Here is a 12588-nt window from a genome sequence, read left to right as displayed (position 1 = left end):
TGAGCCGATTCCCCCACCCCGGTACGGTCACAAGGTGATCGACATTCCGCAGGAGCTCGCCGCATCACAGCAGGAGTACAACGGGGAGGCGGGCCGCGCCTTCATCGCCGGACTCCCGGACCTGACGGCCGGCTTCCTCGACCACTGGGAGCTGACGCTCGACGGACCGCCGATGCACGGAGTCGCCGCCCTGGTCCTGCCCGTCCTCCGGCGCGACGGCACCCCGGCCGTCCTGAAGCTGCAACTCCTCGACGAGGAGAGCGAGGGCGAGCCGGTCGCCCTGCGCGTGTGGGACGGCGACGGGGCGGTGCGACTCCTCGACCACGACGAGCCCACCGGCACCATGCTCCTCGAACGCCTCGACTCGTCCCGCATGCTCGCGCACCACCCCGACCCGCACGAGTCCGTCCTGGTCATCGCCCGCCTGCTGGCCCACCTCACGTCCTTCCCCGCCCCCACCGGCCTGCGCCGCCTCGGCGACATCGCGCAGGACATGCTGGAGCAGGCGCCGTGGGCCCTGGAGCACATCCCGGACCCGCAGGCCCGCCGTATCGTCGCCGACTGCGCCGCCGCCGTACGGGAACTCGTCGACGAGCCCGGCGACCGCCTCCTGCACTGGGACCTGCACGACGAGAACGTCCTCGCCTGCGTGCGCGCCCCCTGGCTCGCCATCGACCCCAAGCCCCTCGCCGGTGACCCCGGCTTCGAGCTGTGGCCCGCCCTCGACAACCGCTTCGACGCCGACGACGTCCGCTGGCGCTTCGACGCCATGACCGACGTACTCGGCCTGGACCGGGCACGCGCGCGTGCATGGACGTACGGCCGACTCCTGCAGAACTGCCTCTGGGACATCGAGGACGGCCGCCCGCTTCAGGAGCGCCAACTGGAAATCGCCAGGCGCCTGCGCGAGCCCCGCGGCTAGTCTCACCCCATGATTCGCCCCGCCACCCCCGCCGACATCCCCGCCCTGCACACCCTGATCCGCGAACTCGCCGAGTACGAGAAGGCCCCGCACGAGGCGAAGGCCACCCCGGAGCAGCTCCACGACGCCCTCTTCGGCGACCGCCCGGCCGTCTACGCGCACATCGCGGCCGACGACACGACCGGCGAGACCGTCGGCTGTGCGATCTGGTTCCTCAACTTCTCCACCTGGCGCGGCGTCCACGGCATCTACCTGGAGGACCTCTACGTCCGCCCCACCGCCCGCGGCGCCGGCCACGGCAAGGCCCTGCTCACCGAACTGGCCCGGCTGTGCGTGCAGCGCGGCTACCAGCGCCTGGAGTGGTCCGTACTGAACTGGAACACCCCGTCCATCGCCTTCTACGAGGCCCTCGGCGCCCGCCCCCAGGACGAGTGGACGGTGTACCGCCTGACGGACGGGGCGCTCGCCGAACTGGGCGCCGCACCGGAGCGCGAGACGGTGTGAACGTCCCGCGCATGACACACCACCGAATGGGCACGGCACCCTGGCATGAGCCCCACGCATATGCACCGCACGAACACCCCCGGCCCTGAGCCCGACTTCATCCCCGGCCTCGAACTCGCCCGCCGCTTCTACACCGACGCCGTACGCCCGTTGCTGGAGGAGGCCGCCCCCGAAATCCCCCACTCCGCCGCCCGCATGGGCAGCGGCTCCGAGGTCCTCGGCTACGACACCCCGCGCTCCGCCGACCACGAATGGGGCCCGCGCCTACAGGTCTTCCTCCACCGCCACGACGTGTCCCGCCACGCCGCCCGCATCAGACACGTACTCGCCGAACGCCTCCCGAAGACGTTCCTCGGCCACCCGACGAACTTCGCCCCGACCGGCGAGAGTCGCGACATCCGCGTCATGCGGCTCACCGACGGCCCCGTCCACCACCGCGTCGAAGTCACCGGCACCTCCATCTGGTTCACCGACACCCTCGGCTTCGACCCGGCGCAGGGCATCACCCCGGCCGACTGGCTGGCCACCCCCACCCAGCTCCTCGCCGAGGTCACCGCGGGCGCCGTCTTCCACGACGGCCTGCACACCCTCACCCCCTTACGCCGCGCGCTGCGCTGGTATCCGCACGACGTCTGGCTGTACGTCCTGGCCTGCCAGTGGCAGCGCATCGCGCAGGAGGAGGCCTTCGTGGGCCGCGCGGGCGAGGTCGGCGACGAACTGGGCTCCGCCGTCACCGCCGCCCGCCTGGTCCGCGACCTGATGCGGCTCTGCCTCCTGATGGACCGCCGTTACCCGCCGTACGGCAAGTGGCTGGGCAGCGCCTTCGCCCGCACCCGCGTCGGCCCTCGCCTGACCCCCGACCTCACGGCCGCGCTCGCCGCCACCGACTGGCACACCCGCGAACAGCACCTCGCCCACGCGTACGGCATCGTCGCCCACCTGCACAACGAGCTCGCCCTGACCGACCGCGTCGACCCCAGCACGCGGCCCTACCACTCCCGACCCTTCCAGGTCCTGCGCGCCGACCGCTTCGCCGAAGCGCTCACCGCCCGCATCACCGACCCGGCCCTGCGCGCTCTGCCGCTCGTCGGTGCCGTGGACCAGTTCCTCGACAGCACCGACGTCCTGTCCCGCCCCGAACTGGCCAGGGCCGCAAGCCAGGACATGCGAAAGCCCGGGTCAGAACGGATCTGACGCCGCGACCGCCTTCAGTTCCCGCTCCACGGCCTCGCCGATCCTCCCGGCGTCACCCCCACGCAGATGGCTGACGACGGTGAGGGTGTAGGCGTCGGCGGTGTGGACGAGGCAGAGGTTCGCCGTGCCCGGCGGGGAGAGCTGCGGCAGGGGAACGATGCGCGCCAGCGGACGGCCGTGCAAGTGGCTGGGGTTGTCCCGCCACTTGAAAGCGGTGCACAGGCTGGTGGTGAGTTCGGGGCGGGCCAGGCGCTTGGCCATCACCCCGGCCAGCCACGGCACGGTACGCGCGATGGCCTGCAGTGCGGGCAGGATCGCGCGGTGCGCGTCACCACGTCCGTCGAACGCCGCGACCTCGTCCTGGCACGCCCGCAGACGTGCCACCGGGGATTCGAGGTCGACGGGCAGCGCCATGCGCAGCGCGGTGACGCCGTTGCCGAGGTGATGGGCGTTGTCGCGGGTCCGCAGGTCGACCGGCACCGTGGCGTAGAACGGCGTCGGTCCCTTCGGCCAGGACCGCAGGGGCCCGTGGCAGGCGCGCAGGGCACCGGCGTACGTGCTCAGCAGCAGCTCGTTGAGTGTCGATCCGCGCCCGTCGACCGGCTGCCGGCGGGCCGTGCGCATGACCTGCGGGTCGAGCTCGACCACGGCCACCGACGGCCGCGGTTCGCCGAGAGGAGCCGGCGGAAGGGGCTGGCCCAGGACCCCGATGCGGCGCAACTCCCCGCACACGGCGGCGGGACCGACGGCAGGGCGCTGCCGCCCCCTCGCGAGCGGATACGCCGCGCCCTGTCCGAGCGGCCCCGGCGGTACGGCGTCGTCCATCAGCAGCCGGAAGAGGGTCTCCAGGGATCTGCCGTCCAGCAACGCGTGATGGGCGAGCAGCACGATGGCCTGCCGCGTGACCAGCAGCCGCCACAGGGGCCGTTCGACCGGCAGCCGGTGACTGACACCGTCGGTGAGCAGGGACTCCAGCTCCTGGTCCGTGGCGGTGATGTGCGCGGCGGGATCGAACGGCCGGGCGGCCGACCACCGGTGGCCCGACAGCGCCGCCGGCCCGGAGGGGGGCTGGAGGACCAGGCTCATCCGGTCCAGTCCGCCCCACCGGTCACGTACGCGGGACCGTACCTGTGCCAGGTCGAGCGGCCCTCCGGGAAACACCGCCGCGATGCCGATCGTCCCCGGCATTCCATTGCGGAGGTGCCCTTCCTCGATGGCCGTCAGCCTCATGTACCAGCCTCTCGTTCCCAAGCCCCCCTGCGTACCCGCCTCCCGTGATCAGGCGTGGGGTGAATCGAACACGACACAGGCGTTGTGGCCGCCGAAGGCGAAGCTGTTGCTGATCACCGGCCCGTCCGGGATCTTGCGCGGCTCGACGGTGACCACATCCAGTTCGCATCGCGGGTCCAGCCGCGTGAGATGAGCCGTCGGAGGCGCCAGCCCCTCATGCACGGACCACGCCGTGATCACGGCTTCCAGCGCCCCCGCCAGCCCCAGCCCGTGCCCGGTCACGGCCTTGGGGGCGGTGACCGGCACCGCACGGGGCCCGAACAGGGCGGTGATCGCCTGCGCTTCCGCGAGGTCGTTCAGCTCGGTGCCGGTGCCGTGCGCGTTGACATGGGTGACGGCGTCGGCGGTCGTGCCGGCGTCGGCGAGCGCCTGCTCCATGCACGCCCGGGCACCCGTACCGTCGGGATGCGGTGCCGTGAGGTGGTGGGCGTCGGAAGTACGGCCGTATCCGGTGAGCGTGGCGTAGATCCGGGCGCCCCGCGCGCGGGCGAGGTCCAGCCGTTCCAGCACCAGGAACGCTGCCCCCTCGGCGAGGACGAACCCCCGCCGCCCGGCGTCGAACGGCCGTGACGCGGCAGCGGGATCCTCGCACTCGGTGACCATCGCACCGGCCCGCCCGAAGGCCAACGCGGTCGTGGGCGTCAGGGGACTGTCATGGCCTCCTGCCACCACCACGTCCGCACACCCCGACCGGATCATCTGCATCGCCTCACCGACCGCATGCGTCCCGGACGCACACGCGGTGGACACCGTCAGACTCGGACCGGTGATCCCGAGCCGGGCACTGATCCAGTACGCCCCCGCGTTGTGCATCAGCCGGGGCGCGTACAGCACATCGGGATGCCCGATGCCGTTCTCCTGACTGATCACTCCGCCGTAGCCGGTGCCGGTGACCACCGCCCGCCGACCGCGACCGACATGCAGTCCTCCGGCGTCCTCCACGGCGTCCGCGGCCGCGCACACGGCCAGCTGCACCGAACGGTCCGCCCGCCGCACCTCCTTGGGCGACAGATAGCCGCTCGGGTCGAAGTCGGGCATCGCACACGCCGGGTACACGACAGCGCCCTCGTCGTCGAACACATGCAGCGACGTCGCCGAACGGCACTCCGCCAGGCTCTCCCACAGCGCTGCCGGACTCGCACCGGCGGCGCACCGCACTCCCAGGCCGGTGACGGCGACAGCGGGTCGGCCGGTCATCGGGCGAGGGGGCTGCGGGCGGCATGGGTGCGCAGCCTCACGATGAGGTCGGCCACATCACCCACGGTGGACACTCCGGCCTTGTCGGTCCCCTTCAGGGACACGCCGAACAACTCCTCCGACGCCACTTCCAGTTCGGTGATGTCCAGGCTGTCGGCTCCCAGATCGGCCACCAGCCGGGCCTGCGGCACGACCGCCTCCGGCGGCACCGACATCACCCGCGCGCACAGCGGGCGCAGCGCTTCCCATACGTCGCCGTGTTCCACATCCATGCAACTGCCTCCATCTCCTGGTGCCGTCAGGGCCGACTCACACCGACGGCGTCGCCGTGCGGGCCCATGTCTCGAACTCCGTGACGACCGCGTCGGCGAGCCGTCCCGCGTCGTTCGGGCGCAGGTTGCACACCACGGTGAGCGTGAACGCCTCCCCCGCCTGCGCCAGGGCGAAGCTGACCGTGCCCGGGTGCTGCAGGGGCGGCAGCCCGACCGTGCGCACCAGCCGACGGTCCTGGAACGTGCTCGATCCGCCGGGCCACTTCATGGCCGTGGTCGCGGTCGCCGCGAAGCAGGAGTGGCGGCCGCGGTCGGTCAGCAGCCTGGTCACCCAGGGGCCCGCCCGGCGTGCCGCTTCCGCCGCGGGGAACAGCACGGTGGCGTGCGCCGCGGCCCGCTCCGGGACGGTGGCCATCGCGGCCTGACACGCCCGCAGCCGCGCGACGGAACCGTCCACGTCGACGGGCAACGGAACCCGAACGACCGTGAGGGTGTTCCCGAGTTCCCGCGGATTCGCCCGAGTGCGCAGGTCACACGGTACGGCCGTGTACACGGGCTCGTCCCGCCGCCGCCACCGCCGCACCGGCCCGTACTGGGCCCGCAGCGCCCCGGCCACCGCGCCCACGAGCAGCTCGTTCAACGTCGCACCCCGGCCGTCGGCCGGCTGCCGGCGCGCGGATCGGACCGTGTGGGCGGGCAGTTCGCTCACCGCGACCGAGGGATACGTCCGCTCGGACGGCCGCATCGGAAGGGCCTGCCCCGCGGCCGCCATCGCCCTGAGCTCCCTGGCCGCCGCCCGCAGCCCGGTACGCGACAGCGGCGCCGACCGGCCCGACTCCCTCGGCTCCACCGGGCCGTCCGTCAACAGGCGCATCAGTGTCGCCAGGGAGCGCCCGTCCAGCAGCACATGCTGGGCCACGAGCGCCAGCGCGAAGTCACCGCCGTGCGCCGTGTCCGGGACCACGAAGAGCCGCCACGGCGGCACACCGCCGACGAGCGGCCGGTCCACGCTCTGCGCCCACAGGTCGTCCAACTTGTGACGGGCCACGGTGACATGCACAGCCGGATCGAACGGCCCCGGCACGACCCACCGCACACGCCCCGGCCGTGCCGTCCCGCCCTCGCCCGGTGAACGGTCGAGCACGCGGTTCATCCGCTCCAGGCCCGTCCACCGCTCGGCGACGCGTGCCCGCACCTGGTCCACATCGGGCTGCTCACCGGAGAAGACCGCCGCCAGTCCGATGACTCCCGGACACCCATTGAGCAGCAACATCTCCTCGGCACAGGACAGTCTCATGCGATACGTCGCCATCCTCTTCCTTTGCTGTCCGCCGCCGACGAGCTCCGACCCGACAGTCCGACGCCCGCCCCGTGGTGGAGCGGGCGTCGGACCCAACGCTTCACACGGACTACTTGACCGCGCTGTTGCAGCCCATGTCCGAACCGAGGTGGCTGGGCTGCGCACCCGGCGATCCTTCGCCGTTGAGCGCGTTGGCCACCGCGCCGTTGAGGACGCCGAGGCTGCCGAGGACGTCGATGTTCATGTCGTGCGAGCGGCACTCGATGCCCTGCGTGATGTCGAGGTCGTGGGCGCCCGCCTCACCGTGGGCGAAGGCGGTGCCCACGCCGAGGGAACCGACACTGCCGAGGACGGCGCCCAGGAAGGCGACCTTCTGAAGCTTGTGCATTTCTTCTCCGTTGGTCGAGCAGATGTGCTGTGCAGCAGATCAAGTTGGGAGGATGGACACTTACGGAAGAGCCCTCAGCCGAGGCGGGGCAGCCCCAACTGGCCCACGGGAGGCGCCGCGACCTGTCCGAGGCCGAGCCCGGGAACCTGCGGTGCGCTCGCCGGCGAGAGCAGCGGGTTGATGAGCGGGTTCACCTGGGGGTTGACCTGCGGGTTCACCTGCGGCGCGACACGCGGCGGGGGCTCCGGGTTGAAGACCTGAGGCGCGTTGACCTGCGGAGCGACCTGCGGCATGACCTGGGGCGCCGTCTGCGGGGTGACCTGCGGTACGACCTGCGACACCGGCGACTGCTGCGGGGCGGCCTGGGTGCGCGGCTGGCTGGAGGCTTCCGCGGCGCCACCCGAAGCGGCCGAGGCGGAGGCATAGCCGGCCTGGTGCTGCGGGGCGGGCGCCGGAGCGGGCGCCGGGGCCGGAGCGGGGGCAGGCGCCGGAGCCGGGGCAGGCGCCGGGGGCTGGTAGTGAGGCGCGGGCTGCGAGTGGTGCTGCGGCCCCGTGGCCTGGGCGGTGCCGGTCGAACGGGCCTCGGCGACGGCCTGCTGAGGCGGCTGGTACTGAGGGGCGGGGGCCGCGTACTGGGGCGGCGCGTACTGGGGAGGGGGCGCCGGGGCGTACTGGGGCGGCGCGTACTGCGGAGCGGGCGCTGGGGCCGCGTACTGGGGCGGCGCGTAATAGGGGGCGGGCGCTGGGGCGTACTGAGGCGGGTACTCGGGAGCGGGCGCCGGGGCACCGTTGTACCCGGCGGGATAGTAGTCGGCGGCCTCGCTGACGCCGGCGCCGATGGCGGTCAGACCGCCGGCCGCCGCTACAACGAGCGCGGCCTTGTGAAGCTTGCGCATGGAACCCTCGGCCCTTCATTACCTGTGCAGGGAAATCCGTTGTATTTCAGTGCAATCTTGCGTGCGCTCAGTCTGATATTCGTACTGCGCCCTTACAGGGGTAATGCCTGAGCTGTCATGTGGACTTCACGCCGGAGCCGGCAGCAGATCCCGTCGCCCTCTCTCTGATTCCTGATCGCTGCCCTCTCTCCGCTGGCAACGACATTTGTCCGGCCAGGTCACGGGATGCAAAAGCCCGTCACTCAATTGCCATCGGTCGGATAACCGGTTCTACGGACTTGTCACCCCGTCAAGCAAAGCGAATGGGTGACCGCACTCCGGCTCACGTGACCGGACCCGCACACATCTCGTTCCGCACAGGGCCAGAGCGATGGCCCATCGCAGCCGTAGGGCGCAGAAATAGCGAAAGCTGCACCGACTCATCGCATTTCCATACGTTCATGCACAGGTCAATGAAGGGCCGAGGTTCCATGCGCAAGCTTCACCAGGTCGCGCTCGTCGTCGCAGCAGCCAGTGGTCTGTCAGCCATCGGCGTCGGCCCCAGCGTCGCCGACGCTCCCGCCGGGTACGGCGGTGCCGCTCCCGCGCCGCGGCAGGACGCCCGGGCCGACACGTGGACCCGCTCGCAGACCAGCGTCCAGACTTCCAACGCACCGGCCCAGTACCGGCAGGCGCCGGCCCCTCAGCGTGGCGCCGAGGTCAGCCCGCAGCTCAACCCCCAGCTGAGCCCGCAGCTCAACCCGCAGATCTCCCCTCAGCCGGCCTCGCAGGAAGCCCCGCTGCACAACTCCAACCTCTTCCGCCCGTACCAGGAGTGCAGCCCGCAGTCCCTGCTCAACGCCGCCGTCCCGGTCGCCGTACTCGCCGCCGCCGAGAACCGTGGCATCGACTGCCGCCAGGCCAACAGCCAGGCGAACGCCGTCTCCAGCGCTCGCTCCGTCAGCTAGAGCGTGCCAGCAGATCCGACGAAGGCTCAGCGGACGGCGCCTCACGCACCGTTGCCCCGGGGGCGGCGAGTCCGGCCGTCCGCCTGAGCACAAAAACGGCAACCGATCAACAGGGCAGCGTGGAGCCTGCACGCATCGCGCACGGTTCGGGCGCGATGCGGCTTTTGGGTGCTTCCGTCACGAGAGTACGAATCCCGGCGAGTCGTCGGGACATTTACGGATACTTCGTATTAACTCTCATAACAGTACGAAGTCGATCTCTCACGGATCGCACCCACCTCACTCCACCGGAGATGACATGCACAAGCTTCGCAAGGCTGCCGTCCTGGTCGTCGCCCTCGGCAGCGTCGGACTTCTGGGCGCCGGCACTGCCACCGCGCACGGCAACGACGGGCACGGCGGCAAGGGCGGGGACAAGTTCAGCGTCCTGCAGAGCTCCTCCTGCAAGTCGCACGACCTGAACCTCGACGTCCTCGGCCAGGTCGGCATCCTGAACGGCCTGCTGGGCAACGCCCTCAACGGCGAGGGCAACGCCGGTGGGCAGGACACCCACCTGGGCTCGACCATGGGCTGCAACAACAGCGCCTTCTAAGAGCCCGACGGGTCGCACAGGCGGCCGATGACGGGAAACAGGTCCCGGTACCGAGCCTCAGGGCACGGTACCGGGACCCCCTTTTTTCATGTCGATATTCAACGCATCACCAGCATTTCCCGGCCATCGGCCAAGGCGGTGAGACTTTCCAGAATTCGGCGTGCCGCCGATTGCTTTGGATTACTTCCTATTAGCCTCCGTAACTGTACGAAGTCGATCTGAAATAGATCGCACCACTCCACTCCACCGGAGATGACATGCACAAGCTTCGCAAGGCCGCCGTCCTGGTCGCCGCCCTCGGGAGCGTCGGGCTCCTGACCGCCGGCGCCGCACACGCCGACCAGGGCGGCTGGGGCTCGAAGAGCAACGGCAAGAGCGGCTCGAGCTTCAGCATCCTGCAGAGCACCACCTGCAAGTCGCACGACGCCAACGTCGACATCCTCGGCCAGGTCGGCATCGCCAACGGCCTGGGCGGCAACCTGCTGAACGGCGAGGGCAACCCGGGCGCGCAGGAGACCTCCCTGGGCTCGTCGATGGGCTGCAACAACGCCGTCGGCAAGTGACGTAAGCCCAAATCCTTCTCCCGGTGCCCCGGCCACACAGGCCGGGGCACCGGGCTTTTGTCGGCAGACCCCGGAAAGCCGAAATGCCGGACCGACAGAATCTCGGTCCGGCATTTCTGCTCGTCACCCCTCAGAACTTGATCTTGGGCAGCTTGTAACCCTTGGGCAGCTTCGCCTTGTTGGAGCACTCCACAACCGGTCCGGAGTTCACATCCCCGCCTTTCAGCAGGCCCCCCTCGGGATACACGAGACGCGGCCGCTCGATCGTCTGGCAGTCCTGCTTCTGCTTGACGACATACTTGCCGCGCTTGTCCTTGCGGATGACCTCGCTCTTCTTGACGCAGACGATGTCGCCCTGCTCGGAGATCGTGCAGTCACCCTTGGGATCATCGGCGTACGCCGGCGCGGCACCGCTGTAGAGCACGGCAAGAGCGCCGATCAGCCCCGAGACGGTTGCGATCCTCTGTCGACCGATCATGTGCTGCCTTCCTTTGCAAATCTAGGCCCGAACGCCTGCGCCGTTGACCGGCACGCGCTCGAGCCTGGGAGAGGGGCGGAATACGATTGGCTGCAGCCCGGCCGCGCACCCTGAGGGGTCTGTTGCGCGTCCGGGCTGCTTTGCTAAGGGTGTTGTCCTGCACACCGTTGAAAACGGTGCTCCGAGGGAATTCGATGCGCCTGTCGCGACGTTGCGAGGCGATGCCTATGGGGCCGACTGTGGAGCGAGATCCCGAGCCAATACCGAGCCACCCGCCTCGCGGCCGTCACGACGACAATCGCAGTGCCCTGAAACTCGCGCACCGAACCCTCTGCATTTCTTTACTGAGCCGCGGTCGGAGCGGCGTACTCGCCGTAGCCGTACTCCGGAGCGGCGGTCTTGGGAGCAGCCTCCGGAGCCGCCTGCGGGGCAGCCTCCGGCGCGGCCGCGGGGGCGGCGTGCGACTTGTCGCCCGGAGCACCCCACGTGGCCACCGCGTTGGCCGTCGAGGTAGCCACCGCGGTCACGCTCTGACCGTCCCAGTCACCCTCGCCGGCAAAGGCGGCACCCGCACCGGCACCGAAGGACAGCCCTGCAACCGCCGCAGCTACGACCGCAACGCGCTGAAACCTGCGCATAGTTTGACCCTTTCTTCCCGGGCATGAACGCCCTGGTTGACTACTTAATGTGAGCATATACATGTGATCCGTAGCAATTTGGGATCTTTGCCCCTTCTCTGTGTCGTGTCGGCTCATGCCAAGGGACCTTTCCGTCCGCCTCGCCGTGGACGTGAAAGGCACTGTTCTCCCTTGAGGGAAACGACAGTTCCCCGAGGGCGAGTCACGGGCGGCGCGGGGCACTCACCCGTTTGCCGACGCGGCGTTGCAGGACGCGAAAGCGGCGGATGGCCGGACCAGGTCGCGCTGGTCCGGCCATCCGCCGCTCGATGCAGGGAAGTCGGGGGTTTCCGCCCCGGGGCTCAGAAAGGCAATCCGAGCTGTCCCAGGCGGGGTTCGGTGTTGTTGTCGCTCACGACCGCCGGCGCTTCGGGCGCCTCCTGGGCACAGGTGATCTCAGGACCGAGTTTTACGGTTCCGTGGTTCAGCAGGCCGGCAGCGGGCAAGGTCACCGGCTTCGTCGGCTGGCAGGTCACCGACCGGCGCAGGGCGATGTCCTCGCCCTCCCTCGTTTCACCCACGATCCGCTGGGTGCAGATGATGTTGCCCTGGGCGTCGGCGCCACAGACGCCCGGCAGAGCCATGGCGTAAGCCTGGCCGGCGCCGATCCAGGTCATGGCGAGGCCGCCGAGAAGCCCCGAGACGGCCACGAACTTCTTTCCGTTGAACATGTCCTGCGTCTCCTTTGTGAGGGGTGCCCCCGGCTGCCGTGCACCGCGAACTGCCGCGGCGAGCCCCGGGGATGTCGGAGAGGCGGGCCCCGGCGTCCGACTCGTGTCCGGGACGCGCGGGACCGCATTGCTTACGAAGTGAAGGACAGACCTGAAGTGAGGTGAAGGACCGACCTGTTGGAAGGCACTGGTGCCGCAACCCGCGCCCGAGCCGAGGGCTTCAGGGCGTCGAGGTCCAGGTCGGGCGCACGCAACCGCTCATCGGGGCACCGGAGTCCAGTGCCGTCGCGCACGCATACGGGCCCGAGGAGCGGTCTCGCGCTCCGGGCGGCCGCACATGAACGGGCCCCTTCGGGGGGTGACCCCGAAGGGGCCCGCGGAAGGCGTCGGCACGACTACGCCGCCGGCCTCAACCAGTGAAGGCGTTGTTGAACTGGCCGCAGGTGGTGTCGAAGGTCTCGGAGAGACCGAGCACGGCGATCGGGAGGTCACCCTCGGCCACCGTCTGCGGGCTGCACTCCTGGTAGGGGCGGTAGAGGTCGGTCGTGCTCGCCTCGTAGGCGACACCGGTACCGGCACCGATGGCGGACAGGCTGCCGGCCGCCGCCGCGACGATCATGACCTGGTGAAGCTTGCGCATGGAACCCTCGGTTTTCATTACCTATACATAGAGGCTGATTGCCTACTGTGACTGCAC

At 70.2% G+C, this 12588-nt stretch carries 16 protein-coding genes; 6 read left to right on the top strand and 10 right to left on the bottom strand.

All coding sequences use genetic code 11. From position 1 onward, the window contains the following. The first annotated feature begins 7 nt into the window (after nt 1-7). The 3 genes from ACTMVF_RS27965 to ACTMVF_RS27955 are packed head-to-tail and all read left to right on the top strand — an operon-like array spanning nt 8 to nt 2620. Complete coding sequence (locus ACTMVF_RS27965) at nt 8-922, top strand: aminoglycoside phosphotransferase family protein (protein ID WP_441274057.1); 915 nt, start codon at nt 8-10, stop codon at nt 920-922. Between the two features lie 9 nt (nt 923-931). Beyond that, a complete protein-coding gene (locus ACTMVF_RS27960; RefSeq protein ID WP_441273860.1) occupies nt 932-1426 on the top strand; it encodes an N-acetyltransferase family protein in 495 nt (164 codons plus the stop codon). A 45-nt stretch (nt 1427-1471) separates the two neighbouring features. Continuing rightward, nucleotides 1472-2620 (top strand): DUF4037 domain-containing protein, encoded by a 1149-nt coding sequence (locus ACTMVF_RS27955; RefSeq protein ID WP_441273859.1) that lies wholly within the window; start codon nt 1472-1474, stop codon nt 2618-2620. On the opposite strand, the gene ACTMVF_RS27950 is transcribed toward ACTMVF_RS27955, so the two are convergent. From ACTMVF_RS27950 to ACTMVF_RS27925, 6 genes are all read right to left on the bottom strand, one after another. Then, entirely contained in the window at nt 2606-3850 is a 1245-nt protein-coding gene (locus tag ACTMVF_RS27950; protein ID WP_441273858.1) for a wax ester/triacylglycerol synthase domain-containing protein, read from the bottom strand. The genes ACTMVF_RS27955 and ACTMVF_RS27950 overlap by 15 nt on opposite strands. A gap of 48 nt (nt 3851-3898) precedes the next feature. Next, nucleotides 3899-5107, bottom strand: coding sequence for a beta-ketoacyl-[acyl-carrier-protein] synthase family protein (locus ACTMVF_RS27945; protein ID WP_441273857.1), 1209 nt, complete (start codon nt 5105-5107; stop codon nt 3899-3901). Next, nucleotides 5104-5379 carry an acyl carrier protein gene (locus tag ACTMVF_RS27940; protein WP_274240279.1) on the bottom strand — a complete coding sequence of 92 codons (276 nt, stop codon included), beginning with the start codon at nt 5377-5379 and terminating at the stop codon, nt 5104-5106. The genes ACTMVF_RS27945 and ACTMVF_RS27940 overlap by 4 nt, the downstream gene beginning before the upstream one ends. A gap of 37 nt (nt 5380-5416) precedes the next feature. Then, entirely contained in the window at nt 5417-6676 is a 1260-nt protein-coding gene (locus ACTMVF_RS27935) for a WS/DGAT domain-containing protein (RefSeq protein WP_441273856.1), read from the bottom strand. A 112-nt stretch (nt 6677-6788) separates the two neighbouring features. After that, nucleotides 6789-7067 carry a hypothetical protein gene (locus ACTMVF_RS27930; RefSeq protein ID WP_301999654.1) on the bottom strand — a complete coding sequence of 93 codons (279 nt, stop codon included), beginning with the start codon at nt 7065-7067 and terminating at the stop codon, nt 6789-6791. 74 nt (nt 7068-7141) lie between these two features. Next, nucleotides 7142-7963: a hypothetical protein gene (locus ACTMVF_RS27925; protein ID WP_441273855.1), complete on the bottom strand. Its 822-nt coding sequence runs from the start codon at nt 7961-7963 to the stop codon at nt 7142-7144. A gap of 470 nt (nt 7964-8433) precedes the next feature. On the opposite strand from ACTMVF_RS27925, the gene ACTMVF_RS27920 reads away from it, so the two are divergent. The 3 genes from ACTMVF_RS27920 (at nt 8434) to ACTMVF_RS27910 (ending at nt 10065) form a co-directional block, all read left to right on the top strand. Further along, nucleotides 8434-8910: a hypothetical protein gene (locus tag ACTMVF_RS27920; RefSeq protein WP_441273854.1), complete on the top strand. Its 477-nt coding sequence runs from the start codon at nt 8434-8436 to the stop codon at nt 8908-8910. A gap of 298 nt (nt 8911-9208) precedes the next feature. Continuing rightward, nucleotides 9209-9502 carry a hypothetical protein gene (locus tag ACTMVF_RS27915; RefSeq protein ID WP_062714161.1) on the top strand — a complete coding sequence of 98 codons (294 nt, stop codon included), beginning with the start codon at nt 9209-9211 and terminating at the stop codon, nt 9500-9502. 257 nt (nt 9503-9759) lie between these two features. Then, nucleotides 9760-10065, top strand: a complete 306-nt coding sequence (locus ACTMVF_RS27910; protein WP_441273853.1) for a hypothetical protein — start codon at nt 9760-9762, stop codon at nt 10063-10065. 130 nt (nt 10066-10195) lie between these two features. On the opposite strand, the gene ACTMVF_RS27905 is transcribed toward ACTMVF_RS27910, so the two are convergent. The 4 genes from ACTMVF_RS27905 to ACTMVF_RS27890 all read right to left on the bottom strand — a co-directional run bounded on the left by ACTMVF_RS27905 (nt 10196) and on the right by ACTMVF_RS27890 (nt 12531). Continuing rightward, complete coding sequence (locus ACTMVF_RS27905) at nt 10196-10543, bottom strand: hypothetical protein (protein WP_441273852.1); 348 nt, start codon at nt 10541-10543, stop codon at nt 10196-10198. Nucleotides 10544-10884: 341 nt separating this feature from the next. Then, nucleotides 10885-11070 (bottom strand): hypothetical protein, encoded by a 186-nt coding sequence (locus ACTMVF_RS27900; protein WP_441273851.1) that lies wholly within the window; start codon nt 11068-11070, stop codon nt 10885-10887. Between the two features lie 452 nt (nt 11071-11522). Further along, a complete protein-coding gene (locus ACTMVF_RS27895) occupies nt 11523-11891 on the bottom strand; it encodes a hypothetical protein (protein WP_441273850.1) in 369 nt (122 codons plus the stop codon). A 409-nt stretch (nt 11892-12300) separates the two neighbouring features. Then, a complete protein-coding gene (locus tag ACTMVF_RS27890; protein ID WP_301999647.1) occupies nt 12301-12531 on the bottom strand; it encodes a hypothetical protein in 231 nt (76 codons plus the stop codon). Between the last annotated feature and the right edge of the window lie 57 nt (nt 12532-12588).

It is taken from the genome of Streptomyces sp. SD31 (assembly GCF_052068475.1).
In the GTDB taxonomy this organism is placed as follows: Bacteria; Actinomycetota; Actinomycetes; order Streptomycetales; family Streptomycetaceae; genus Streptomyces.
Note: the sequence above shows the minus strand (reverse complement) of the source record. Positions and strands in the feature narration are given on the sequence as shown.